Annotated in this window: 25 protein-coding genes; 7 read left to right on the top strand and 18 right to left on the bottom strand. The window is 39.6% G+C overall.

Translation table 11 applies throughout. The annotated features are described in order from the left end of the window. Positions 1-32: 32 nt before the first annotated feature. From dnaX to AAGD16_RS09055, 6 genes are all read right to left on the bottom strand, one after another. Positions 33-2,366 carry a DNA polymerase III subunit gamma/tau gene (gene dnaX / locus AAGD16_RS09030; RefSeq protein ID WP_377111321.1) on the bottom strand — a complete coding sequence of 778 codons (2,334 nt, stop codon included), beginning with the start codon at positions 2,364-2,366 and terminating at the stop codon, positions 33-35. A gap of 3 nt (positions 2,367-2,369) precedes the next feature. After that, a complete protein-coding gene (gene apt / locus AAGD16_RS09035; RefSeq protein WP_013465193.1) occupies positions 2,370-2,915 on the bottom strand; it encodes an adenine phosphoribosyltransferase in 546 nt (181 codons plus the stop codon). Positions 2,916-3,076: 161 nt separating this feature from the next. Next, on the bottom strand, positions 3,077-3,199 hold the full coding sequence (locus tag AAGD16_RS09040; RefSeq protein WP_013465194.1) for a hypothetical protein: 123 nt from the start codon (positions 3,197-3,199) through the stop codon (positions 3,077-3,079). Positions 3,200-3,277: 78 nt separating this feature from the next. Next, positions 3,278-4,024: a DUF2063 domain-containing protein gene (locus tag AAGD16_RS09045; RefSeq protein ID WP_013465195.1), complete on the bottom strand. Its 747-nt coding sequence runs from the start codon at positions 4,022-4,024 to the stop codon at positions 3,278-3,280. Positions 4,025-4,078: 54 nt separating this feature from the next. Continuing rightward, a complete protein-coding gene (locus AAGD16_RS09050; RefSeq protein WP_013465196.1) occupies positions 4,079-4,936 on the bottom strand; it encodes a DUF692 domain-containing protein in 858 nt (285 codons plus the stop codon). A 68-nt stretch (positions 4,937-5,004) separates the two neighbouring features. Beyond that, positions 5,005-5,424: a hypothetical protein gene (locus AAGD16_RS09055; RefSeq protein ID WP_058154841.1), complete on the bottom strand. Its 420-nt coding sequence runs from the start codon at positions 5,422-5,424 to the stop codon at positions 5,005-5,007. Positions 5,425-5,612: 188 nt separating this feature from the next. Here AAGD16_RS09055 and AAGD16_RS09060 point away from each other — a divergent pair, with 188 nt between their 5' ends. Together AAGD16_RS09060 and AAGD16_RS09065 are read left to right on the top strand one after the other, a co-directional pair. Continuing rightward, entirely contained in the window at positions 5,613-6,593 is a 981-nt protein-coding gene (locus AAGD16_RS09060; protein ID WP_028835056.1) for a tRNA-dihydrouridine synthase, read from the top strand. Positions 6,594-6,652: 59 nt separating this feature from the next. Then, positions 6,653-6,979 (top strand): TraR/DksA C4-type zinc finger protein, encoded by a 327-nt coding sequence (locus AAGD16_RS09065; RefSeq protein WP_013465198.1) that lies wholly within the window; start codon positions 6,653-6,655, stop codon positions 6,977-6,979. Positions 6,980-6,993: 14 nt separating this feature from the next. Here the strand turns inward: AAGD16_RS09065 and AAGD16_RS09070 are convergent, their stop codons facing one another. The 9 genes from AAGD16_RS09070 to pyrC all read right to left on the bottom strand — a co-directional run bounded on the left by AAGD16_RS09070 (position 6,994) and on the right by pyrC (position 15,591). Next, on the bottom strand, positions 6,994-8,037 hold the full coding sequence (locus AAGD16_RS09070; RefSeq protein WP_033104379.1) for a hypothetical protein: 1,044 nt from the start codon (positions 8,035-8,037) through the stop codon (positions 6,994-6,996). 61 nt (positions 8,038-8,098) lie between these two features. Further along, positions 8,099-9,358 carry a tetratricopeptide repeat protein gene (locus tag AAGD16_RS09075; protein ID WP_013465200.1) on the bottom strand — a complete coding sequence of 420 codons (1,260 nt, stop codon included), beginning with the start codon at positions 9,356-9,358 and terminating at the stop codon, positions 8,099-8,101. 11 nt (positions 9,359-9,369) lie between these two features. Beyond that, complete coding sequence (locus tag AAGD16_RS09080) at positions 9,370-9,987, bottom strand: energy transducer TonB (protein WP_008109338.1); 618 nt, start codon at positions 9,985-9,987, stop codon at positions 9,370-9,372. Then, the gene (locus AAGD16_RS09085) at positions 9,987-10,391 is read right to left on the bottom strand and encodes a biopolymer transporter ExbD (protein ID WP_006792384.1); all 405 of its coding nucleotides are present in this window, start codon (positions 10,389-10,391) and stop codon (positions 9,987-9,989) included. The genes AAGD16_RS09080 and AAGD16_RS09085 overlap by 1 nt, the downstream gene beginning before the upstream one ends. Positions 10,392-10,405: 14 nt before the next feature. Further along, positions 10,406-10,930, bottom strand: coding sequence for a MotA/TolQ/ExbB proton channel family protein (locus AAGD16_RS09090; RefSeq protein WP_008109346.1), 525 nt, complete (start codon positions 10,928-10,930; stop codon positions 10,406-10,408). Further along, complete coding sequence (locus AAGD16_RS09095) at positions 10,930-12,294, bottom strand: MotA/TolQ/ExbB proton channel family protein (protein ID WP_013465203.1); 1,365 nt, start codon at positions 12,292-12,294, stop codon at positions 10,930-10,932. The genes AAGD16_RS09090 and AAGD16_RS09095 overlap by 1 nt, the downstream gene beginning before the upstream one ends. Positions 12,295-12,300: 6 nt before the next feature. Next, positions 12,301-13,071: a DUF3450 domain-containing protein gene (locus tag AAGD16_RS09100; protein ID WP_013465204.1), complete on the bottom strand. Its 771-nt coding sequence runs from the start codon at positions 13,069-13,071 to the stop codon at positions 12,301-12,303. An 855-nt stretch (positions 13,072-13,926) separates the two neighbouring features. Then, positions 13,927-14,130 carry a cold-shock protein gene (locus AAGD16_RS09105; RefSeq protein WP_004588138.1) on the bottom strand — a complete coding sequence of 68 codons (204 nt, stop codon included), beginning with the start codon at positions 14,128-14,130 and terminating at the stop codon, positions 13,927-13,929. 420 nt (positions 14,131-14,550) lie between these two features. Further along, positions 14,551-15,591: a dihydroorotase gene (gene pyrC, locus AAGD16_RS09110; RefSeq protein WP_028835052.1), complete on the bottom strand. Its 1,041-nt coding sequence runs from the start codon at positions 15,589-15,591 to the stop codon at positions 14,551-14,553. Positions 15,592-15,797: 206 nt separating this feature from the next. On the opposite strand from pyrC, the gene AAGD16_RS09115 reads away from it, so the two are divergent. The 3 genes from AAGD16_RS09115 (at position 15,798) to AAGD16_RS09125 (ending at position 20,633) form a co-directional block, all read left to right on the top strand. Then, positions 15,798-18,167 carry an EAL domain-containing protein gene (locus AAGD16_RS09115; RefSeq protein ID WP_016900410.1) on the top strand — a complete coding sequence of 790 codons (2,370 nt, stop codon included), beginning with the start codon at positions 15,798-15,800 and terminating at the stop codon, positions 18,165-18,167. Positions 18,168-18,926: 759 nt separating this feature from the next. Continuing rightward, positions 18,927-19,814: a LysR family transcriptional regulator gene (locus AAGD16_RS09120; protein WP_008114241.1), complete on the top strand. Its 888-nt coding sequence runs from the start codon at positions 18,927-18,929 to the stop codon at positions 19,812-19,814. 54 nt (positions 19,815-19,868) lie between these two features. Beyond that, positions 19,869-20,633: a YdcF family protein gene (locus AAGD16_RS09125; RefSeq protein WP_377111329.1), complete on the top strand. Its 765-nt coding sequence runs from the start codon at positions 19,869-19,871 to the stop codon at positions 20,631-20,633. 130 nt (positions 20,634-20,763) lie between these two features. Here AAGD16_RS09125 and AAGD16_RS09130 read toward each other — a convergent pair whose 3' ends face one another. Together AAGD16_RS09130 and AAGD16_RS09135 are read right to left on the bottom strand one after the other, a co-directional pair. After that, entirely contained in the window at positions 20,764-21,333 is a 570-nt protein-coding gene (locus AAGD16_RS09130; protein WP_013465211.1) for a DedA family protein, read from the bottom strand. Between the two features lie 342 nt (positions 21,334-21,675). Further along, a complete protein-coding gene (locus AAGD16_RS09135; RefSeq protein WP_036954340.1) occupies positions 21,676-22,428 on the bottom strand; it encodes a Nif3-like dinuclear metal center hexameric protein in 753 nt (250 codons plus the stop codon). A gap of 150 nt (positions 22,429-22,578) precedes the next feature. Here AAGD16_RS09135 and AAGD16_RS09140 point away from each other — a divergent pair, with 150 nt between their 5' ends. Beyond that, positions 22,579-22,941: a hypothetical protein gene (locus AAGD16_RS09140; RefSeq protein WP_008114254.1), complete on the top strand. Its 363-nt coding sequence runs from the start codon at positions 22,579-22,581 to the stop codon at positions 22,939-22,941. Positions 22,942-22,973: 32 nt separating this feature from the next. On the opposite strand, the gene AAGD16_RS09145 is transcribed toward AAGD16_RS09140, so the two are convergent. Continuing rightward, a complete protein-coding gene (locus AAGD16_RS09145; RefSeq protein ID WP_013465215.1) occupies positions 22,974-23,450 on the bottom strand; it encodes an HPP family protein in 477 nt (158 codons plus the stop codon). Positions 23,451-23,551: 101 nt separating this feature from the next. Between AAGD16_RS09145 and AAGD16_RS09150 the strand changes: the two genes are divergently transcribed. Then, on the top strand, positions 23,552-24,127 hold the full coding sequence (locus AAGD16_RS09150; protein ID WP_377111332.1) for a TetR/AcrR family transcriptional regulator: 576 nt from the start codon (positions 23,552-23,554) through the stop codon (positions 24,125-24,127). Positions 24,128-24,182 lie beyond the last annotated feature (55 nt).

A 24,182-nucleotide genomic window follows, 5' to 3' on the forward strand; every position in this document is an offset into this window, starting at 1 on the left:
ACTGAAGTATAAATAAGGGCACTGATAGTTAATTACAATGCCTGAATACTGTTTTCGTCAATTTCAGCGCTAAATAGCTGTTGAAATTGTACTATATTTTCATCGCTTGTGATCACATCAATCGCTTGCTGGTGACGACCTGCATCAATTTTTTGTTGAATTAGATAAGGCGAGTCAATCACCCCACTGGCAAAGTCGATATTTAGCTCAACGTTATGCCCATAAATAGTCGATAACGCCACATTTAACTTTTGGCGCAGCATAGGCGTATCTAAATGCTTTTGCGATTCATCCACTTCAATATGAAAATGATTGTCTTGCTTGGTAAAAATTGAATGCAAGGCAAACTGGCGCATGCGCCCGCCAAGCCCCATTCGCTTAATTAAATAAGCCCATTCATCTTGTTGATGGGCAAATCTAATTTCACTGATGGGGCTTTGAAAATCATCCGGCACCGGAATACTTGGTGCTTGTTCAACAGCAGGAGCTGGTTTTTGCGGATTAATTTGCTCTAATAGCTCAGGTGCAAGATTTTCGGTAATTGTTTGGTGCTTCGCTTTAAAGTCAACTTTATTTGCAGGTTTAGTGCTTACCTGTGGCTTGCTCCCTGACATGGGGAGCGCTGGCTTTTTTGGTAACTCATCACCCGTCTCACTATCCCATGGAGGCGGCTCCTGCGCTACAGCTTGAGGTGTATTGCTAATAGGTTTATCGACTTGCCTCGCAGGGGTCGATTTTGGCACAACAGGTTTTTCGGTTGCTGCGCTTGACAGTTTGCCCGCACCGGAAATATTTCTGTCACGTAAAATACGCGCTATTGCAGACTGTGCACGTGCTTCTTGCTCGCCCATTGTTGGCGCTGAATGCTCAGTGCTACTAGGTACGTTTGATAGCTCAGGATTAAATCCTTGGTCAACCGCGCTACTCATTACATCATCGTATTGCGCTGCAATGGTTTGTTCTACATCGCTGTGCTGCATGTAGGCATCATCTTCGCTTTGACGCTGCGCTTGTTCATCGCTCATTGGCGTTGTATCAGACACGTTTGGCTGACTTTGCGTTGACTCTTGCTCAATGTGAGTCCGGCTATTATCAGAGCGCGAAACCTCAGGCTCAGCAGCCTCTATTGGCTGTGGATTATGTATTGATGGCTGACTTTCAGTGCTATTGCTATGCGCTGGTTTATTTTTATTTAAAATATCACGCAATGCATTGGTACGCCCTGTGGCATTTTGCTCTGGCGCGGGTTGCGAGCTAGGTGCTGAATGCGTCGTTTGTGAGTGCTCAGGTTGAAATGCTAACAATCGTAGCATAATCATCTCAAACCCTAAGCGTGGCTCAGGCGCCCACTGTAAATCTTTTTTGCCATTCAGTAATAACTGATAATACACTTGAATTTGCTGAGCATGAGTGTGCGCTGCAACATGCTTAATGTAGTCAGCATTATTGCTATCAAGTGCTGCCGCTTCAGGCACTAATTGGCTTAATTGAATAATATGCGTAAGTGCAATTAAGTCATCAAGTAGTGCAATGTAATTAGGATTTCTGCTCGCGACTTGGGCAACTTCAGCCATTAAGGCTGCGCCATCCTGCGCGAGTAATGCAGCGAGTAAACTCTGACTATAATGGGTATCCATTAAACCAAGCATGGCTTGAACAGCTTGATTATTAATATCGCCATTTGTTTGAGCAATAGCCTGATCGGTCAGGCTCAGCGCATCTCGCATACTGCCATCGGCTGCTTTAGCAATAATACTTAGGGCATCATTATCAAAATTGAGCTGTTCTTGTGTAAGAACATGCTCAAGCTGTTGCTTAATTTCAGCTTGCGACAAGGCATTTAAATTAAACTGTAAACAGCGCGATAAAATAGTTACCGGTAATTTTTGTGGATCGGTGGTCGCCAGTAAAAACTTTACATGCTCAGGTGGTTCTTCGAGCGTTTTTAATAAGGCATTAAAGCTGTGCTTTGACAACATGTGTACTTCATCAATTAAGTACACTTTGTAGCGTCCGCGGGTTGGCGCATATTGAACGTTATCGAGTATTTCGCGAGTATCTTCAACTTTTGTGCGTGAGGCCGCATCTATTTCGAGTAAATCAATGTAGCGCCCTGCTTCTATATCAACACAGCTACTACATTGACCACATGGTGTGGCAGAAATGCCCTCATCACAATTTAAGCTTTTAGCAAAAATACGCGCAATGGTCGTTTTACCAACACCACGGGTTCCAGTGAATAAATAAGCGTGATGCAGTCTATTTTGATTCAGCGCATTAACCAGCGCTTGTTTAACATGAGACTGCCCAACCAATTCATGAAAGGTTTGAGGACGCCATTTTCTCGCTAGAACCTGATAACTCATCGATTATTCGCCTTCGAATTCAACCAATTTTAGGATTTTAATACCCATTTTTTCAACACGCTGCTCCCCACCTAGTTCAGGTAACGATACGACGAATGCTGCATCTGTGGCGTTGCCGCCTAATTTTGCAACCAACTTGGCTGTTGCTTCAATTGTACCACCGGTCGCCAACAAGTCGTCAACTAGCAATACTTTGTCACCGGCTACAATCGCATCAGTATGAAGCTCTAATGTATCTTCACCATATTCGAGTTGGTAATCTTGGCGAATAACTTCGCGCGGTAATTTACCAGGTTTGCGAACAGGGATAAAAGGAATTCCCAAGGCATAAGATAGCGGTGCACCAAAAATAAAGCCACGCGATTCTGTGCCAATAATTTTAGTAAAACCTTGATCTTTATAGGCGTTAATAAATGCATCTATGGTTGCTTTAAACGCTTCAGGGTTTGCCATTAGGGTTGTTACATCGCGAAACATAATGCCCGCTTTAGGGTAATCAGCAATTGTAGTAATGCTGTTTTTGATAATTGCTGGTGTTACTTGAGTCATAATTTTAACTGCTCAATGGTTCATATTACAAAGCAGGTGATTATAACCTTAAGTGAGCGTAAATTGCGAGTTTGCGGTAGTTATAAAAATTCAGGAAGGGTAAACAAGATAAAAAAATATAAGGCTGATGAAAACAACAGCCTTATGAAATAAAGCAAAAATTACGTCAAGCTGGTGATCCAACCTAAAATAGCATTTAAACACCCTATTCCAGCAAACACGGCTAAAAATGCAAAAAAGTAAGTCGCATTAAACGGGTCTTTAAACTCTTTATCATCTGACATCGGTACAACCTTTTATTAAGCACAACAAATAAAGGCGTTATAATAGACGATGTGAAATAATCTATAAAGAGCTTAATCTTAATTTTTTGTCACTATAATTTGACGCTGTGCCATAGCCGTTAGGGTACTTAATGCGCCTTGAGTTATTTGCTCAAGGCTAAATTGAGGTGCATTTTCACTGACTTGCTGGCAAACATGCGCAAATGTGCTTCCTGCGTTATTGTCAATAATAGACAACAGCATGGCGGTCATCGCATTAGTTGCTAAAAATTGTACTTCATCGTCTTTATCTCTGTACACCACAAAATAATGTGGCTGCTCAGAGGGCTGTTGCGGTTGAAACGCTTCGCTAATATGTTGTACGGGGAATTCATAGCTTAAGTTACGTGCCGTTTTAGATAAATATAAAGGGCTTTGGGTTAATTGATTCGTTTCCAGTTCGCTCTCATCCAAGTCAGCCTGAGTTACCGATACATCAAGCTCAATCCATTCATAATGCGCCAGCGCTAGCATAAACACAGGGTCGCACTCTTTGGGCACATAACTTGTCATTAAATACGTTATAAACTCTTCAGCAATATCTAAAAAGTAAGGAGACTGGCAATCATGTTCACTAAAAAATTGACGAACCAGTAATAGCCACTGTTGCTCACTATAGAGTGTTTTTAAAACTGGAAATGCTGATGAAACAAACCCATTAATATTATTAAAAAAAAGCTCCCGATAAATAGCCATACGTCTGTCTTCAACATCTGCTGGGCAAGGGTTCGTGTTGGGCTGGCGAATATGAGCCATAAACTCATTTTGAATATCGATAAAACTCATAGTTAATACTCTTTTAAAACCATGCTGTTGTTATTACTAGCTGCATAGGACTGTTTAAGCACTTTGCTCAGTGGATAACCGCTGCAGGTGCTTTGCTTGTAATTGATGAATTATATCCAGCTCTTTGGTTAACACGTTAATAGGTGGAATATTAAAGTCCCGCTCTAACAGCGTCGGAAATACACCATGTGTTTCATAAGCGCTATCAAGCAACTGCCATACGGGATCAATAACATCGGTGCCATGAGTATCTATAATCAAGTCCTCGGCTTCGTTGTAATGCCCTGCAACATGGGCATAAGCAATTCGGTTAGTTGGCAATGCAGCTAAAAAGGCATGTGCATCGTAGCCATGATTAACTGAATTAACATAAATATTATTTACATCTAGTAGTAACTGGCAATCAGCCTGTTCTAAAATAGCGTTTGTAAATTCAAGCTCAGTTAACTGTTGTCCAGGCGCGCCATAATAAGACACATTTTCCAGCGCAAGTGGGCGTTCTAAAATATCTTGTACCTGTTTAACCCGAGAAACAACATGGTTAACCGCCTCCTCAGTGAAAGGGATCGGCATTAAGTCATACATGTGTCCTTTTCCTGAACAATAACTTAAATGCTCGCTGTATACTTTAATATTATGAGTATCAAAAAACGGTTTTAACGACTTTACAAATTCAAGGTCTAGTGGCTCAGGCGAGCCAATAGAAAGTGACAAACCATGGCAAACAAAATAATTAGTATTGGTTAACTGTTTGAACTGCTTTTCAAAGCGTCCACCTAACTTTAACCAGTTTTCTGGGGCCACTTCCATAAACTCAATTTGTTTTGGTACAGCACCGTCTAGCTCATCTAGCATTTCTCTTCGCAAACCTAAACCGACCATGCCAAAGTTAGGCGTTTGAATGTGAGCCATAATAAAACCTCATATTAAATAAAAAGGGCCTAATAGGCCCTATAGCTTAACGTATTTAAAAGAAAAGTTTATTGACCACCGCATTTACCTTCGCCACACTTGCCTTCTTTTTTGGCCTTAGCTTCGCCGCATTTACCTTCGCCGCACTTGCCTTCTTTTTTGGCCTTAGCTTCGCCGCATTTACCTTCGCCGCATTTGCCTTCTTTTTTGGCTTTAGCTTCACCGCATTTGCCTTCGCCGCACTTACCTTCTTTTTTGGCCTTCGCTTCGCCGCATTTACCTTCGCCGCACTTTCCTTCTTTTTTGGTTTTAGCTTCACCGCATTTACCTTCGCCGCACTTGCCTTCACCTGCGTCTAACTGGTAACCAGCAACCATTTGCTGAAATTCAAATGGGTTAGCTTGTACATCTGCACTGGCCATACTTGCACTGCCAACAACCACTGCGCCGAGTGTTAATGCAATTGAATTTTTCTTTATTGTATTCATTTTTTATTACCTTCTAAACTTGTCAGATATCATTATACAAGTAGACCTGCATAAAACTAAAAACTTTCACATTATCTATTTTTTCTAAAATAACTTAGTAAACTAACTATGAACCCTAATAAGCGTTTTATCAATTTATGATTTACAGGTAAACTGGCGCTCTTTTTCAGTAATAAATTAATCACACTATGAAACTTGTTTTAGCACCTATGGAAGGTGTCGTTGACTTTAAAATGCGCCAACTACTCACCGACATAGGTGGCTTTGATCTTTGTGTGACTGAATTTATCCGCGTTGTAGATACTTGCTTGCCTGATAAAGTATTTCACCGTTATTGCCCTGAACTAAAAAATGCAGGGCTAACTCGATGTGGCACGCCGGTTCGAATTCAGTTATTGGGCCAAGTGGCTGACGTCCTAGCTGAAAATGCAGTAAAAGCAGTTGGCTTAGGCTCCCATGGTGTTGACTTAAACTTTGGCTGCCCGGCAAAAACGGTGAATAAAAGCAAAGGGGGCGCTGTTTTACTCAAAGACCCTGAACATATGTATTCAATAATTAAAACTGTAAGGGATGCCGTAGACGCTGAACACGAGGTAAGTGCAAAAATTCGCTTAGGTTTTGATGATGATAGTAATAGCCAAGAGATTGTCGATGCCGTTGTCAGTGCAGGTGCGAGCAGTATTGCCATTCATGCGCGAACTAAACGCGATGGCTATAACCCGCCTGCCTATTGGGAAAAAATCCCTCCTTTAGTTAAAGATAAACAAATTGCGGTGGTCGCCAATGGGGAGATTTGGCAGGTAGAAGATGCCCTTTTATGCCAAAAGCGCAGCGGTTGCACTGACTTAATGATTGGCCGTGGCGCCCTTTCACATCCTGATTTAGCTCGTAAAATTAAAGCTCATATTAATAATGAAGATTATAGTGAGTTAACGTGGGAAAATATTTTACACCATATTATTTACTCATCCATGCACCAAACCGCCAGTAAAGATACCAAGTACTTTGCCTCACGCACAAAACAATGGCTTGGTTATTTAAAACGTCAGTACCCACAAGCAGGACTATTATTTGACGAAATACGTCGTTTAAAAGCCAAAGATGAAGTGGCAGAGGTATTAAAAAAATATGCGAAAGCGCCACAATTTGATACAAATCATAACATCTAAGATAATCTAACTAGATAATAGCAGTATCACTGAGGACTAATTTAAGGGTTATACTGCTAATGCATCATCAGCAACGACTAAACGATGAAATTGAAAGTGTTAAAGCGACTATATTAGGCTTGCTATCACAATCTACACACCCTACACATCAAAATTTGCTTTGTATACTAACCCGTACCTCAAATGAAGAGTGGCTTGATATAGCAGCTCAGCAATTAGGCACCGAGTATAATCCCTTGATTGAGCGTATGAATAAGCTTGAAGCGGCAATAAGCCAAATTGACATTGGCCAGTATGGTTACTGTTGTGACTGTGAGGAAAAAATATCAGCGCAGCGCTTAGAGCAAGACCCTGCAGCGCAGCGATGTGATCAGTGCGCTAGTTAATAGCGCACTAAAGTTTAATTAAGTAGTTGTGGAGCAAAACTAAACGCTTGCCCTGGATAAAAAAGAATATCTTCAACTAATAAAGTCGCTTCCTCTTCACTTATGTTTAATCGTTTAAGTAAATTTAAGCGTGCTTGTGACAATGTCCAAGCGTGATAATGCACCCCTAGATCAGTCTCCATCATAGCCATATAGAGCAGTTCATCGGCTGGTTCTAATTGTGAAGCGTTAGCCCTCAGAGGTAATAGCGTATAACCCGTTAACCAGTCTAAACCCGCTATTTTCGAATCAGTTAAAAGTAATGTGGTAAGCTGTGAGGCATTTGAGGCTTCTACCGTTGTTTGCTGTTTTTGACTCTGCATTGATTTGAATTTGCTATCAATACGACTTAGCCACTCAAGCGGTGAGAGCACAGCATTTGCAAAATAATTTAATTTACTTTGATACCACTGACTGCCATTAGCAAGGCCTGATAAACCAATGCTGCCTCTTGGCTTATAGTGCGCCAAATAATTGTTTAACTCACTCAACGCTGCATTAAGTTCAACCGGTGTGTTAGTGCGATTTATAGCTTGTTGCACGTACTTTTTTAAATAACTATGTTCAACTTTATTTAGCTTTAAATTACTTTGCTCGGCAGCTTCTAGCTGAGATTTTACAAACCTTAACCATTGCTCAATATTTTTATACTGGGCATCATTTTTCGCCATAGTGAGCATATTAGCCAAAACATTTGTTTGTGCAGGCCATGCAAAATAGCGCTCTGGGAATCGCTCAGCAATAACTAAATAATTAACCTGATTGGTTTGCTCTGCTGATAACTGCATTTGCATTAGCTGCTGATAAATAGCGTGGCGACGCTCTAAATAATCATCTGTAAAAGGGAGCTGCTCATTACTGAGCTGTGTAACCTGTGAATTCGGTTGCGCACTTAAAGCAGTATTAAGTGATATTAACGCGCTTTGCGCTTCTTCATAAGATGAAAATATATCTGTAGGCTTAGAGCAAGACGTTAACAGCAAACAAAATAGCAGTGAAATAATAGGCGTTTTTTTCATGTCAATTCCAATAAAAAAAGCCCCAATGGGGCTTTTTAAAAATACTAGAGTACATTAAATACTAAATTTTAACACCGTTGCGAGCGGCTTTATCTTTAATATATGTAGCCCAACCTTTAGCAAACCTACGTGTGCTTGGGTCGTCCATGGCTTTAGTAATAGCAGCATAAGCTTGCTTATACTTACCTTGGTAGTAAAACGCTTCAGCTAAATCTGAATAAATAGTGCCTTTTTTATCAGAGCCAAGCTCTAATGCTTTGTTCAAACGAACAACAGCAGCGCTGAATTTTTCAGATTGTAAAAGTAATGAACCTGCTTTGCGGTAGAGCTCAGCGTCGTCATCAAATTTAGCAGCTTCTTCGTAATACTTAGCAGCTTTCTCTATATCTTTCGAACGATGGTAGTTACTAGCAATCGCGCTAATATTTTGCTTAGTGCGTTTTACTTTCTCTTCTTTAACAGCCTTTTCAAGCGTTACTGCTGCTTTGTAAGGAATTTCGTTTAAAGAATAAAAGTTAGCCAGTACTTTGTATTCAACTTCGTTTTCGAAGTAACCATTCTTGTATGCAACTTCCATAGTTGCTAGACCTTTTTGGTAGTCTTCGGTTTGTAAATAATACTTACCTAAACCTACCCAAGACTTTTTGTCTTCAGGCCATACACGAACAATTTCTTCTGCAACTTTAACCATATCTTGATATTGCTTTTTCTCAAAATAGGCAGCTAATTTAAGTTGATAAGGAGCTTTATTTGGCTCTTCAGCTAACTTAATTGCTTTGTTTGCCGGTTCAAGAACCTGATCAAATTGTTTAAGCTCATAACTTGCTTGCGCAATACGAGTGTAAACTTTCGGGTCCTCTTCACCTGTGAAGTCCATCCAATCAGAATATGCTTGCTTGGCAGCACTGTATTGTTCAGTACCCGCATACATATCGCCCAAGGTTTTTAAGCCTTGAGCCTGATCAGCAAAGTTCAATACATCCGGTGCAATCGCTGCTTTCATATACTTAATTGCAACTTTGTATTGCTCTTTTTGAGCGTACATGCTGCCTAAGTAACGATTAACAGTTGCTTTATCAAAGTCATTAGACGGTTCTAACTCTTTCAATAACGCTATTGCACCATCAACATCATCTTCGTTATACAAATCAAACGCTTTAATTACTTTTTTACCAGTACGTTCGCCCATGATTTTAGTTTTTGCTTTCTTACGCTCTTCAATCTTTGCGTAATCTGGCGCCGCTAAAACAGGTGCAGTTAATGATGCACCTGACACAGACATAAGAATTGCAAGTGCAGTTACTTTAGAAAAATTTCTCATTACTCGCCTCCTTAGTTGCCTTGGTTAAGTTTAAAGTCTAGTTGAACTTGTAAACCAACTTGCTTTTGTGGTTTCCCGTCAATGATCTTAGGACGGTATTTCCACTTACGCAATGCACGTTTAGCTTCACGGTCAAAGATACGTTTTGGATCTGCGTCGATAACATCAACGTCAATCACGCCACCTAACTCATCAATTGTGAACGAAAGTTGAACCCAACCTTCTTTACCATCACGTGCTGCTTGTGTTGGATATTTTGGTTCAATACGAACGATAGGTGTCGCATCACCATCTCGTCCAAATGCACCTGGACCACTTAGTCCACCGGCCGTGCTTCCCACATCGATACTTGGCATATTAAATGACAAGCCACCAGTATTTGGGTTGCTATTTTCCGGCTGTGGCGGCTGCGGTTTAGGCGGCTGCTTTGGCGGTGGCGGAGGCGGAGGCGGTACACGCTTCCTCTCCTGCACCTTAGATTCAGGCGGATTCGTCATAATTTCGACTATGATCTGCTCTTTTTGTTCCGTATTACGGTCAGCCCCACCAGAGATGAGGTATGCCATGAAGTAGAACAAGCCGAAAGTAACTGCCCCACCTGCAATCAGTGAAAACAGAAAACGAATCATTACTGATCTCCAGCTATTGAAATTCTCAGGTTATCACCCGTCGCTTTAATCTGGTCCATCACTTTAACCACTGTGCCGTGTTTTGCTTCTTTATCAGCTTGCAAAATTACAACATCAGTAGGTTGTTCTGCTAATAAACTTTCGATTTTTGCTGAAACACGTTCAACATCAACTTGCTGTTTATCAATCCAGATTGCACCGTCACTGCGAATTGCAATAAAAATGTTAGCATTTTTTTGCTTCGTAGCTTGGGCAGCTTTTGGTTTATTGACCTCGATACCAGCCTCTTTAACGAACGATGTAGTTACGATAAAGAAAATAAGCATGATAAATACGATGTCAAGCATTGGCGTCATATCTACCGCTGCTTCTTCTTCTTCACGAAAACGTTGTTTACGTGCCATATTTAATTCTCTCTCTAGTGATGAGGCATACTATCTACAAGCTTGGCTTTCACCATTCTCGCTCTTGCCTCAAGGCGTGAGCTAAAGAATACCCCAGATAGTGCCGCAACCATTCCAGCCATTGTTGGGATTGTTGCCATTGATATGCCTGATGCCATTAAACGTGCATTACCTGTACCTTGGGTTGCCATGGTTTCAAAAACCGCGATCATACCCGTAACAGTACCAAGTAAGCCTATTAAAGGACATATAGCTACTAATGTTTTAATCAACAACATACGCTGATCTAATTTTTCAGACGCTTCAGAAATCCATGCTTCACGGATTCTGTGTGCGTACCAAGACGTAGTGTCTTGGCGGGCATCCCACTTAGCTACAATTTCCTTCGTTAAACGAGGAAACTCAGCAAGTAAGAACCAATAGCGCTCAATCATTAAAACCCACATAAGAAAGAGTGCTATCGCGACCACGTATAAAACCTGGCCGCCTGTGCCAACAAAATCCCTGATAGATTCCCAGATCTCCATCAGGACTAGCATTAGGCTTTCTCCTTCTCCGCGTGAGTCGCGATGATACCCGCGCTTTGCTCATCAAGGATATGTAGTACCGACTTACTACGACCTGCAACAATTGAATGAAGTAGGATAAGTGGTAGTGCTGCAATTAGACCTAGCGCTGTAGTTACAAGTGCTAGAGAGATGTTACCAGCCATGATCTTCGGATCGCCCGTACCGAACAATGTGATTGTTTGGAACGTTAGGATCATACCGATTACCGTACCTAGTAGACCTAGTAATGGTGCGATAGCAGCAAGGATCTTGATGATGTTAATACCCGCTTCGATGCGTGGCGTTTCACGTAGAATCGCTTCATCAAGTTTAAGCTCAAGGTTTTCAACATCTTGATTTTTGTTGTCAGAGTACACTTTAAGAATACGACCCAATGGGTTGTTTGTATTCGGTGTAGACAAGTTCTTAAGCTGAGCTTTGATCTTAGAAGTAGTAAGCGCTAAATCAACGAAACGTACTAAGAAGATTAAAAGACCTACAGCAAGCAATACGGTGATGATGTAACCAACTTCAGCACCTTGCTCGTAGTACTCCATAAGAGACTTCTTCTGCGTGTTGATACGTAAGATTGCACCACGTGTAGGATCCACGTATACGCCAGCGTAATTATCAGCTGAAGTACCTTCTAGATCAGAAATACCTTTTAAGATATAGCTGTCAGGTTGCTTACCTAGAGGCTGTATAGACTTAGTCTCTGGTGAGTAGATTAAGTAGCCATCGTCTGTAACTAAGTTGAAGTTACCGATACGTGTTACTTTTTTCATTGACGGGTTACCGTCAAGACCTGCAACTTCAGTTTCAAACGTTGAAACTTTAGCTGACTCAGTCATTTCTGTTTGAAGTGAAATCCAAAGTTCTTCTAACTCACGAACTGTTGGAAGTTCTTTAGCCGCAGCTAATGAACGAAGTACTTCAGCACGTCCTGGTTTTTCAGCACTTACTAAAGATGCTTCAATTGAACCAATCGCGTCAGCTGCTGCACGACGAACAACACCAAACATTTCACCTAACGTACCTTGCGCGTTTTGAAGAGCTTGCTCTTTTTCCGCTAAAGTATTTTCGTTTTGTGCATATTCTTTGCTAAGACGATCACCACGTGCTTTTTCAGCAGCTAATTGGCTTTTCGCTTTGTTAAGTAACGCTTGCTTATCAGCACGATCTGATAAGAACTCTTGTTCACGTTGCTTATTGATTTTCCCTTCAGAAATACGCTCTTGCTTTACTTGCTCAAGAATTTTATCTAAAGCATCAGTATTTGCATGTGCATTAAGCGCGGTACCGGCAGAAACAGACAGTACTGCTGCAACAGCAAAACCTTTAAATAGTTTCTTCATTATTGATTACTCCGCGCCAAAAATTGGTAGTTTAACAAGTTCTAGTGTGGCTTGCTTACGCGCCATACGGATCACTTCTTTAACAGGTTTTAGGTATTCTTCACCTAATTCTTTCCACTGTTTAGTGTTGTTATCCCACACCCAAGCGTGTTTTAGATCGAATGATTGCGCTACATAAGTGATACGACCTAAACGACCGATATCAACGTTAATGCTACGACCATCAACATCTAAAGTACCTTGAGAAGCAGTTACAGCTGAACTGTATGCTGTTTCAACAGTGTACGCTTCAAGTACCTGACGGAACTTCTCAGACGTTGTTACAGATGCAGATGCCATGATCTCACGTAATCTTTCAACACGTCCAAGACGAGTTTCAAGGTTAAATGGAACGTCCGCTTTGATGAATTGCTCAAGCGTATCGATCATGCGATACATCAAAGGCACAACGTTTTGTTTAGTGTTATCGATAGTCGCGATTTGACGATCGAACGATGCGATAGACGCATTTTGGTCAGCGACCAAACGTGCTACGTGATCGTTGTACACTTTCATAAGTTCAGTCTCATCAACGATGCTACGGTACTCAGCGATTAGCTCCTGAGTTTGACCATATACATTGTCAATTTTAGTTTGAGACTTAACCGCAGCCTTTTGAATTGTTTGACCTGCTTTTTGCACGTCATTCAAAGGATCTGCAATCACATTGCTGCTTGCAAATGCAAAAGCGCCAACCAACGCAGTTGCTACAAGACTCTTTCTGATTTTAACAGACATAGTTCCCAACCAATTAAGTAATGTTACTTTTATAATTTAATTATCAACCCGCAAGGGGAAGACAACCCTGATATCTTTTAATAGATATCAACTTACCAATAATGCTAAATGCATTAAGTCATGTCAACTTCATGTTTCGCATAACCTATAAATAAATCAGCTTGTTTGTAAGATATTTAAAGGGCTCACACAAAAAAATTAACATTATCGTAACTAACGTGACAAATGCAATTTCAGCAAAGCCAGATATAGTAAGAATACTGATAAACAACCTAGTTAAAGTAAACAAAAATATAACATTTAAAATTAACTTAATCGTGGCTGAAAAAAAATTAAAAATAAGCTTATTTTCTGTCCCGAATATTCTTTTTTAGTGGTTTTTGAGACTTTTTAAGCTAAAAATACAGCTAATCGTTATTATTCGCGCATTCGTCGCATAGTAATAAGGACGTGCCGATTATCTAAAAAGCAATACAAAGGAGGGGAAATAGATTACAAAGAATCATTTTTATTAACACCTGTGTTTTTTGTTTCTACTGTTCATTAATATCCTGCCGATTTTTTATATTATTCCATGGAGAAATATCAATCTTACGCACTTTTATGAACTCAATATAATTAAACTCACATCAAGCAGTAGACTAAATTTAAATCGCTAGGCGATCATTGGGCAACAACGGACTCGCGCATAAAGGTTTACGTTTAATTTGGTATATCGGAGTTAAAAATATGAATAACGGATATCAGAAATGAAAGGCAATACAGAGAGATTAAAAATAGAGTTGATAATTATTTAAGAATTATGGTGAAACAGGTTAGTGTTTCACCACGATGAACTTAGGTTCACATAATAAATTATGCTACTTCTACGTTCTCAGCTTCAGGGCCTTTTTGACCTTGCTTGATGCTGAAAGTCACTGCTTGACCTTCGCTAAGAGTGCGAAAACCAGAACCAGTGATTGCGCTGAAATGTACAAACACGTCAGGACCATTTTCTTGTTCAATGAAACCAAAGCCTTTAGCTTCGTTGAAAAATTTTACTTTACCAGTAACCGACATACTAAATTTTCCTGTAAGTCAATAATTAAAATTCAGCCATATAATTATGGCAATATCCTCCCTGAGTCAATGCCCAAAAAACTGGAGGTGATAGTACAGGAAGAAGTAATAACCAAACCGGTAACCTTAAACGCAGCACAATACCGTAATTCAATACGCAAAAACTCAAAGCCAATTAAGATTAACACATTAAAATTTTTTTAGCTCTATTAATTAGGATTTATTTTTGAAGTTTCATTGTTTTACTAACGACGGTGTAACCTTTTAATTTTTATAGAAAATAACAAGCAAAATATTGTATTTTTTATAAACAGATTACAATTGCTTTAAAATAGTTTTTATCAGTATGTTTTTTAGCCACTTAAAATAAAAAACCACCTTGAATTTAAGGTGGTTTAAAGTTTAGTGTTTAAATATTAACTATTTAACTTGCCAGTCGATAACGCTCTCGGCTTTGATTGGTACTACTTCAGAGTCACCTAGCGAGTAGCTTGCCGGCACTGTCCAAGGCGATTTTTCTAAGGTAATAGTGTCGGTGTTACGCGCTAAGCCATAAAAATCTGGACCAAAATGGCTTGCAAAGCCCTCTAACTTATCAAGCGCACCAGCCTCTTCAAAAGCTTCTGCATAAAGTTCAATAGCAGCATGTGCAGTGTAAGCACCTGCACAACCGCATGCAGCTTCTTTTTTATCTTTATAATGTGGCGCTGAATCAGTGCCTAAAAAGAATTTTTTATTGCCACTCGTTGCTGCCGCCATAAGTGCTTGCTGATGAATGTTTCGCTTTAATATAGGTAAACAATAGTAATGTGGGCGAATGCCCCCTGCTAACATATGGTTACGGTTGTATAGCAAATGATGCGCAGTAATTGTAGCTGCTACGTTATCAGAGGCACTTTCTACAAACTCGACTGCATCTTTCGTTGTTATGTGTTCAAGAACAATTTTAAGCTCAGGGAAGTCAACGACAACATCGCCTAGAATAGTCTCTAAAAACACTTTTTCACGATCAAATATATCAATAGACGAGTCGGTTACTTCACCGTGGACGAGTAACAGCATGCCAACTTCTTGCATTGCTTTTAACACCGGATAAATATTTTTAACCGATGTTACGCCAGAATCTGAATTTGTGGTTGCACCCGCTGGGTACAATTTAGCTGCAAATATTTTACCCGTTGCTTTTGCCTTTTTTATCTCTTCTGGTGTCGTTTTATCAGTAAGATAAAGTACCATTAGTGGCTCAAACTGCCCTTGAGGTTTCGCTGCCATAATGCGCTCTCGGTACGATAATGCGGTTTCAGTACACGTGGCTGGCGGTACTAGGTTTGGCATAATGATCGCGCGGCCCATATAACGACTGATATCACGTACTGTATCTTTTAGCTGATCCCCGTCGCGTAAATGTACATGCCAATCATCGGGCCTAGTAATCGTTAGAGTTGTCATTTTGCTCGTCATCGTAAAATCCTAATGCTTAAGTTAACTGATCATAGGCATATGGGGTTTTCGAGTAAAGACCTTATTAAAAATAATCCTTAGATACTATATATAAAGTAAACTTTACACTTCACGCTTCTCATTTATCGTTTTATTTTGTAGAAAGGTTAATATTAGGTTAACGTATGTACCTTTAATAATAATTATAAGGCCTACCTTCGTTGCCTATGTCGAACACTATCGATACTACTAAAGCGCTCGAAACTAAAACGGATCAATTGAGTATAATCAATCAGTTCTCCTCTAGTTTATTGCAACTGAATACGTTAGAAGCGCTCTTTAGTTATGTCACCACACAAGTTGTTAATCGACTTGGATTTGTCGACTGCGTGATTTATTTAGCCGATGACAGCCAATCTACGCTAAATCAAGTGGCGTCTATGGGTATTGAAAGCGAACACACTAGTTATCAGTCAGAACGAAAGTTAATCCGCTTTAATGAGGGGATAACGGGCTATGCTGCATCAACTGGGCAAGCTTTAATAATAGGCGATGTAACTAAAGACAGCCGCTACATTGCTGATGAGCGCCCTGCGCAATCAGAGCTGTGTGTGCCTTTAATATATAAAGATAAAGTACTCGGCGTAATTGACTGTGAACACCCAATAAAAAATTACTTTACCAGTTCACATTTAGAAATTTTAACTACCGTTGCCCACTTACTAAGCGCAAAAATAAATCAAGTGAATACCGTCAACAGCTTGCAAGATACCGTTCGGCAACTTAATAATGCGCAAAAATTAGAAAGTAGCCTACTGCAAATAGCTAACTTAACCTATAAAGCACAAAATTTAGATACCTTTTTTAAATCGCTGCATGTGATTATTGATAGCCTTCTTAATGCAAGTAACTTTTTTATTGCTTTGTATGATAAAAAAGAAGATGTTCTAGATTTTGTCTATACCGTTGAAGGCGGTGTACAAACAAACACGCATAAAATTATTTCAAAAGATCAGTTAAAAGAAACAGCCTCTTACTATTTATTAATTAACGAGCGCCCTTTACTGCTTAATAAAGAGCAATACCGACACTATATAGAGCAAGGCCACTTTAAATTGGTCGGTGAACTAGCAGACTCTTGGCTTGGTGTGCCATATAAAGTTAATGAGCGCATGAGTGGCGTTATTGTCGTACAAAGCTATGACAAGCAACATTACTACAACGAACATGATAGCTCGCTGTTGACGTATGTAAGCCGACAAATAAGTATGGTTATAGACAGGCATTTAGCCCGCCAAGAACTCGAGCACAAAGCACTGCATGATGAACTAACAGGGCTTGCCAATCGTTCGTTACTAATAGAAAGAATGAAGCATGCAATTTTACGCTTGAATCGCGCTAAAAAAGGTACTTTTCATGCTCTGCTCTACCTTGATTTCGATCGCTTCAAAAGTATTAATGATTCGTTAGGCCATGAAGTAGGTGACCATTTTTTAATTGCTATTTGTAAATTGATTACTCAAACCGTTCGCAATACTGATACCTTTTCTCGTTTAGGCGGCGATGAGTTTGCTATTTTTATGGAAAATCTCAGTCATCGTGACCAAGTAAACGATGCCCTCGCTCGAATAAAAACCGCTCTGTCAGATCCCATTGATATTGATGGCCATTTACTGCAACCCTCTACCAGTATTGGCGTTGCATTTAGTGATAATGTAAACGATGAAGCATTTGTTTTATTACAGCAATCAGACGCGGCTATGTACGAAGCAAAATCATCAGGGCGTGGCCAAGTTAAGTTTTTTAATAATGTCATGCGTAACAAGTTAAAAACACATGCCGACCTTGAAAACGATTTACAACACGGTATTGAGCATGATGAGTTTGAACTGTATTTTCAGCCTATTTTTAACATTACTAGCAGTGACGTTATGGGGTTTGAAGCTTTAGTACGTTGGCATCACCCACGAAAAGGGTTTGTATCGCCAGGTGACTTTATCCCTATTGCAGAAAAAACGGGGCAGATTATCAATTTAGATTTGCATTTGCTCGACCTTGCAGCACAGCATATCGCTTTATGGCAACAACAAGGACATCGTTTTTTACGCGTTACGGTTAATGTTTCATCTCGCCACTTCGCAAGTTTAGAGTTTGTAGATCAGCTTCACGCAATCTACAAAAAACATCAACTACCTTTAGGCTCGTTATGTCTAGAAATAACCGAATCGGGATTGATTGAAAATTTAGAGTTAGCAACACAAATTATTCAAGGATTATCGCCTTTAAAAGTATTGCTCTGTTTAGATGACTTTGGCACCGGTTACTCTGCCCTTGGTTACTTGCATCAACTGCCTATTCATGTCCTTAAAATTGATAAAAGCTTTATCGATAATTTAAAAACCACGGCCAATCCATTGATTGATGCTATTTTAACCTTAGCCATTTCATTAGATCTTATTGTTATAGCAGAAGGGATAGAAAGCCCTGAACAACTCGCTATTTTGCAAAAAACCCAATGTGATTATGGCCAAGGCTTTTTAAAGTCTAAACCTGTTACAGCAAAAGAAGCTATTTTACTAATACATAGCCCTCTTTAATTAATAAGCCAGGTTTGCTGGCTTTTAAAAATCACAGTAATTTCTTACACGCTTTTGCCAGCCCATTAGCTGGCTGTTCTGTTGAATGCTATATGACTTATTTTGCCAACACTAACTGATGCAACGTCACTCTATAGCTTTTTGCAACCTGCCTTATAACTGCTTACTTAAGTAAGGGTCTATTTAACCACTAGAAAATCTTATAATTAGTTTTATGTCACATTGTTCTTAATAAAAATCTTTAACCCCGTTAGCGAATGCTTTAATACATTATATTATTTAAACGCGTATACGAATTGGTATTAATGTATGCCAATGAGTAGCCCCTAATCATTCAATCCTAGCATTCACTGCTTTTTCAATCATGTATCCTTTGAATCTGAGTTGCGTGTACTGAGCTTTTGCCTGCCAAACCCTTCGCCATAAATTTTAATTCGCATTTTAACCTCGCTATGAAACATCTAAATATTAAAGTCGCGCTATAACCTACTTATTTTAGAGAGTTACATGACAATAAAGTTATCTGTTACCAGAACAATAATCATTAATAAAAAACTCAAACAAACATGAGACAAATTCAACAATAAATAAAAAACTAAACACTGTTTGACTCAACAAAGTTAAAAAACTTAATGTTCGCAGTAAAAAACACACTAAAGTGCAATTTTATAGCCATCCAGACGTTGAAACGGTTTTTGTAAAGGCGTAGTATGTAATGAATCTGAGCTATACTCACCATATCCATGAGATTTATTAAAGATGATTGACATTAAACACTTAAAAACAATTGCTACCCTTAAAGAAACGGGTTCTCTCGTCAATACAGCCCGCGAACTATTTTTAACTCAGTCAGCTTTATCACATCAAATCAAAGATTTAGAAAATAAATTAGACTGCCAGTTGTTTGAGCGTAAAACTCAACCAGTCCGATTTACACCTCAAGGTATGTTATTACTTGAATTAGCACACGAAATATTACCTAAATTAGAAGCCACCAAGTGCCGACTCAAAGAAAGCCTAAACCAGCCTATTTCGCAGCTGCGTTTAAGCGTTGAATGTCATGCCTGTTTTCATTGGTTATTGCCTACTATTAAAGAATTTAATAACTTTTGGCCTGATATAAAAATTGATTACGAGCGAGGCTTTAGTTACGACGCTATCCCAGACTTATTAAATGATGAATTAGATCTCGTGCTTACATCAGATATTCGCGACCCTGACAAACTTGAATACGCCCATTTGTTTGACTTTAAGCTGAAACTGATTGTGGCACCGGATCACGACTTAGCTAAAAAAGCCTATGTAACTGCGCTTGATTTGAAAAGCGAAACTATTATTTCTTACCCTATTCCGCGTGAGCGCCAAGATATATTTAAGCATTTCATCCAAAATGCGCGTTTTGACGGCACGCTAAAAACGGTTGATCAAGGTTTACTTATATTTCAATTAGTCAGTGCAGGTATGGGTGTGGCCGCCTTACCCGATTGGTTAGTAACCCCTTACGAAAGCCAAGGGTTAATTAAGTCAATTCCACTGGGCGCGCTTGGTTTAACGCGTCCAATGTACTTAGCGATGAAAAAAGACATGAAAGACAATCCAGTTTATCGTCACTTTTTAAACACCTGTAAATTAAATAACGGTCGATAAATCTTAAACTTATGAGTAACATGCTAATAAATATACTTAATCATGTTGCTCACTATGTTTGAACTAAAAAAAATACTGGGCGGCTTGCTCATGCCGTTACCTTTGTTGGGCTTAGTAAGCCTAATATTACTCATTTTTGCGCTCAAACAACGAAAGGTCACAATCGCTTTATCTTTAATGAGCCTTGTAACTTTGCTACTTGCCAGCACCCCTTTGGTGGCCAACTTACTGATTAAAAATAGCCAACCAACCTCATTAGCATTTAATTATCTTAAACACCCCAATATAGATAAAATTGTAGTACTTGGCTGTGACATAAACCCCAACCCTGCATTGAGTGCTAACAGCCAGTTAGGTAATTGTGCGTTAACTCGTTTGGTGGAAGGAATAAGACTTGCTAACATTTACCCCCATGCGCAACTGATTGTTTCAGGTGGGGGGTATGAAAAAGTCACCAACAGTGCGTTAGTGTATAAAACCGCGATTAGCTTAGGTATTAATAAAAATCGTATTGTGCAAAATCCAAACGCAATGGATACCGCCCAAGAGGCAAAACTTTTAGCCTCAAAACTCGTTGATTACAAGGTCGCTTTAGTCACCTCAGTAAGCCATATGCCCAGAGCAAAAAATTTATTTAATGCGCAAGGCATTAACGTTATCCCCGCCGCAACCGACTACCACAACTTTGCCGCTTTCCCTTGGTATAAACAACTCATACCCAATGCAAAAGCACTACTAGTAGTCACCCAGTATGCTCATGAAGTTATTGGCAATGCGTGGATAAATGTACGCCGTACAATTAACCCTGAAGCACTTTAATTAAGTTAACGCTTATTACGCTGCGTAAATTCCCCCTAAAAAACCGCAATTATTTGCGTTTTACACAGGGGGTTATGAAAAAATCAAACTGAATATTCGTTTGATAGTAGCGTTGGATGTTTTGTTATTCTTAGAGGGTTTTAACCTCAGCTGTTTTATTCCAAAGCCGGTACAGTGTCACTAAAAATACGCAAAGAAATAGCAGACTTAGTGCTGTTAAATTCTCAACACCTAAAGCATCAAAAGTAGCACCGAAAATGTAGCCTCCACCGACTAAAACAATAACCCATAGCAGTGCAGAGCATCCATTTAACACACTAAAGCGGCGCCAACTAATTGCTGTAAGCCCTACGGGAATGGCACCAATCGTGCGTAATCCTTTAGGATAACGATATAAAAAAATGTAGGCTGTGCCATGGCGTTCAGCAAGCTCACTGGCTGTTTTAAATAATCGACCAAGGCGGCCTGGTTTTTCAAGCCATGCCGCGCCATACGCTCTTGCTATAGCAAAACGTAATTCATCGCCCAAGTATCCCCCCATAAAAGTAGCCAAAGCAACAAAACCAACATCTAGTGCGCCAGTATGTGCAGCATAGCCTGCGAACAAAGGTAGCCATCCACTTTTTAACGCACAATAACCAAAAAGTAACAGATAAACCAACAACCCGTACTGCTCAATTAAAGCTAATACCCCTTCCATTTCATTCCTTTAAAGTAACTACCTTAGTAACAAGCAAAGTAACATTGTAATTTAAACGAGGTAAGTACAGCGAAAGATCTATGTTTTTTGCAATATAAGAATGGATGTAATTATGATTTTAAGCGTAGGTTTATATCTATTACGTTTATTCAATTTTTGGGATGCATAAACCAAAAATAATTAACTCACAAAAAGGATAAAAGGGTATGCGGGTATATAAAAAATCAACATACTGACTTACCATAGTTTGCTAAATTAGCTATTTAGAACGCTAGATTTAAATAACCTACCCGAAATACGTTACAAGTAGGTTATTTATAAAATTACTTTTAAGCTAGGTGTTTACACAGGATTGTCTATGTCAATAAATGTCACGTCAAAGCCATGTTGCTTAGCAAGATATTCGCCTAATGCTTTTATACCGTAGCGCTCGGTGGCGTGATGGCCTGCGGCAAAAAAGTCGATATTTTGCTCGCGTGAGCTGTGAATGGTTTGCTCTGATGCCTCACCAGTTAAGTAAGCATCAATACCTTGCTCGGCTGCTAAGTCGATATACCCTTGCCCGCCACCTGTACACAAAGCGATGGTTTCAATTTTATCAGTACGTACTAAACTCGTTAGTGGCTCGCGCTTAAGCACTTGGCTTATTTTTTTAGCAAATTCACTGCCCGTTAACGGTGTTTTTAAACGTCCTTTCATCGCTACACTGTTGTTAGTTGGCTCAAGGCCTGCTTCAATTTCAATATCGAGCAATTGCGCCAGCTGTGCGTTATTACCCATTTCAGGGTGAATATCTAATGGCAAATGATAGGCAAATAAATTGATGTCTTTAGCTAAAAGCGCAGCCACACGACGTTTTTTCATGCCAGTGATAGGTTGTGACTCGCCTTTCCAAAAATAGCCATGGTGTACCAAAATGGCATCGGCATTATTTTCAATCGCGGCATCAATAAGTGCTTGGCTTGCCGTTACACCCGTTACTATGGTGCGTATCTCATCTTTACCTTCTACCTGAAGCCCGTTTGGACAAAAATCGTTAATGGTTTCTGGCTTTAACAGGGTGTTTAATAATTGATTAAATTCTCTACGTTGCATACTACTTACCTTACTTTGCACTGAATTTTGTACAAATTTTGGCGGTTATGCGCTAAAAATGAAAGGAAAATCGCAAAAAATTGAAAAACAGTTCTAAAATAGGTATAAATACCTCTTCTTTATCTGTGTAAACAACGTATAGGGTCTCTGATGAGCAAACTAGACAAAACAGAAGTGTTATCTGCCTTTGAAGCTGCATATGAAGCTGCCAACGGTAAAAAACCTGAAATAACAACTAAACCTGGCTGGTATAGCATTGATGGCGGCAAGAACATGCGCCTAGCTGATGTAGCAGAGCTGACTAAAGAATTAAGCTCTGGTAAGTCTACAAAAAAAGCTGCAGTAAAAGCACCTGCTAAAAAAACTAAAAAAGCTGCTCCTGTAAAAGCACAGAAAAAAGCGCCTTTCACCGTGATCACACAAAACGAAGAAGGCTACACAGCAGAAGAGCTTTGGATAGTTGAGCTTGCTCGCAAAGATCATGATTGCCGCCTACCTCGCGGTGTTGTTTGATCAGCTGAGTGCTTTGTATAAAAGAAACCGCGTTAAGCGGTTTTTTTATATTTATTATCCATCAAGTATTGAATAAACCACCTCGCAACAAAGCCAGACAAAACTATAAATACAGTTCCTGCCAGTACTGGCATTATTAAAAAATCCCAACTTTGGCCAGACTCAATAATTAAGATAGGGTTTGCGCCGGCAGCAGGGTGAATAGTTTTTGTGATTATCATTAATGTTATAGCAATACCCACAGCCAGCCCAATCATAATCGCACTATCAGCACTATAGTAGCTAAAAACAACCCCAATCATTGCGGTCAGTATATGCCCCCCTATTACGTTTTTTGGCATAGCTAACGGGCTCTGCGGTACGCCAAAAACAAGTACAGCTGTTGCGCCGAATGGCGCCATTAACCAAATACCGTAATCACCCATATAATTTAGCCACGCCAAAAACCCCAAAACAAAAGTAGAAAAAACGCCTGCGATTAATGCCGACTTTATTTGCTCACTATGCATATTACCTCCTCAAAAGTAGACCGACTTGTCTACACCTGCAATATAGACAAGTCGGTCTACCTATGTCAAGCTGTGTTTTTACTGCTCAAATTTGGAATATCATGGATAAACAACAACAAATAATCAGTACGGCACTGAGTCTTTTTTATAAAAAGGGTATACACGCTGTTGGTATTAATGAAATTTTAGCTGTATCGGGCATTGCAAAAAAAACCTTATATAAGCACTTTGAAAGCAAAGACGCGCTTATTTGTGCTTGTTTAGTCGCACGTGACATCTGCTTTAACGCTTGGCTTAAAAAAATATGTATACAACCAAGTGCTATGTTAGTCGCACAGGCAATTTTTGCCGGACTGAAAAAGTGGATTAATAATGAGGTTTCAGAGTTAGGGTGTTTTAATGGCTGTTTTTTTATTAATACTGCAGCTGAGTACCCTGTAGAGAACAACCCTATTGCCAAACTTTGCAAACAGCACAAGCAAGCGAACTTTGAGATCATACTATCAGCTCTTTTAGAAACGCCTGAATTTGCTCACAATAGAGAAAAAGCAATTGAAGCCACGCAACACTTACTTATTCTAAAGGAAGGTTATATATGTAGAGCGAGGGTGATGCATGATGTAACAGTGACTCCACCTAGTGATAATATTTTAAAAGCGATAGTCGCGGTTGGTTAAATAGGTAAATACAGTATTAAAAAAGCGGCTAAATAGCCGCTTATTAACTAAAAAA

This window comes from Pseudoalteromonas sp. M58, assembly GCF_042604605.1.
Classification (GTDB): Bacteria; Pseudomonadota; Gammaproteobacteria; order Enterobacterales; family Alteromonadaceae; genus Pseudoalteromonas; species Pseudoalteromonas tetraodonis.

Coding starts and splice junctions, on each gene's coding strand:
- AAGD16_RS09060 (WP_028835056.1), top strand. CDS start 5,613: ATGAAACTTGTTTTAGCACCTATGGAAGGTGTCGTTGACTTTAAAATG.
- AAGD16_RS09050 (WP_013465196.1), bottom strand. CDS start 4,936: ATGGCTCACATTCAAACGCCTAACTTTGGCATGGTCGGTTTAGGTTTG.
- AAGD16_RS09120 (WP_008114241.1), top strand. CDS start 18,927: ATGATTGACATTAAACACTTAAAAACAATTGCTACCCTTAAAGAAACG.
- AAGD16_RS09040 (WP_013465194.1), bottom strand. CDS start 3,199: ATGTCAGATGATAAAGAGTTTAAAGACCCGTTTAATGCGACTTACTTT.
- AAGD16_RS09085 (WP_006792384.1), bottom strand. CDS start 10,391: ATGGCACGTAAACAACGTTTTCGTGAAGAAGAAGAAGCAGCGGTAGAT.
- AAGD16_RS09080 (WP_008109338.1), bottom strand. CDS start 9,987: ATGATTCGTTTTCTGTTTTCACTGATTGCAGGTGGGGCAGTTACTTTC.
- AAGD16_RS09140 (WP_008114254.1), top strand. CDS start 22,579: ATGAGCAAACTAGACAAAACAGAAGTGTTATCTGCCTTTGAAGCTGCA.
- dnaX (WP_377111321.1), bottom strand. CDS start 2,366: ATGAGTTATCAGGTTCTAGCGAGAAAATGGCGTCCTCAAACCTTTCAT.
- AAGD16_RS09070 (WP_033104379.1), bottom strand. CDS start 8,037: ATGAAAAAAACGCCTATTATTTCACTGCTATTTTGTTTGCTGTTAACG.
- AAGD16_RS09150 (WP_377111332.1), top strand. CDS start 23,552: ATGGATAAACAACAACAAATAATCAGTACGGCACTGAGTCTTTTTTAT.
- AAGD16_RS09095 (WP_013465203.1), bottom strand. CDS start 12,294: ATGAAGAAACTATTTAAAGGTTTTGCTGTTGCAGCAGTACTGTCTGTT.
- AAGD16_RS09125 (WP_377111329.1), top strand. CDS start 19,869: ATGTTTGAACTAAAAAAAATACTGGGCGGCTTGCTCATGCCGTTACCT.
- AAGD16_RS09105 (WP_004588138.1), bottom strand. CDS start 14,130: ATGTCGGTTACTGGTAAAGTAAAATTTTTCAACGAAGCTAAAGGCTTT.
- AAGD16_RS09065 (WP_013465198.1), top strand. CDS start 6,653: ATGCATCATCAGCAACGACTAAACGATGAAATTGAAAGTGTTAAAGCG.
- AAGD16_RS09100 (WP_013465204.1), bottom strand. CDS start 13,071: ATGTCTGTTAAAATCAGAAAGAGTCTTGTAGCAACTGCGTTGGTTGGC.
- AAGD16_RS09045 (WP_013465195.1), bottom strand. CDS start 4,024: ATGAGTTTTATCGATATTCAAAATGAGTTTATGGCTCATATTCGCCAG.
- AAGD16_RS09075 (WP_013465200.1), bottom strand. CDS start 9,358: ATGAGAAATTTTTCTAAAGTAACTGCACTTGCAATTCTTATGTCTGTG.
- AAGD16_RS09090 (WP_008109346.1), bottom strand. CDS start 10,930: ATGCTAGTCCTGATGGAGATCTGGGAATCTATCAGGGATTTTGTTGGC.
- AAGD16_RS09115 (WP_016900410.1), top strand. CDS start 15,798: ATGTCGAACACTATCGATACTACTAAAGCGCTCGAAACTAAAACGGAT.
- AAGD16_RS09135 (WP_036954340.1), bottom strand. CDS start 22,428: ATGCAACGTAGAGAATTTAATCAATTATTAAACACCCTGTTAAAGCCA.
- AAGD16_RS09055 (WP_058154841.1), bottom strand. CDS start 5,424: ATGAATACAATAAAGAAAAATTCAATTGCATTAACACTCGGCGCAGTG.
- AAGD16_RS09130 (WP_013465211.1), bottom strand. CDS start 21,333: ATGGAAGGGGTATTAGCTTTAATTGAGCAGTACGGGTTGTTGGTTTAT.
- AAGD16_RS09145 (WP_013465215.1), bottom strand. CDS start 23,450: ATGCATAGTGAGCAAATAAAGTCGGCATTAATCGCAGGCGTTTTTTCT.
- pyrC (WP_028835052.1), bottom strand. CDS start 15,591: ATGACGAGCAAAATGACAACTCTAACGATTACTAGGCCCGATGATTGG.
- apt (WP_013465193.1), bottom strand. CDS start 2,915: ATGACTCAAGTAACACCAGCAATTATCAAAAACAGCATTACTACAATT.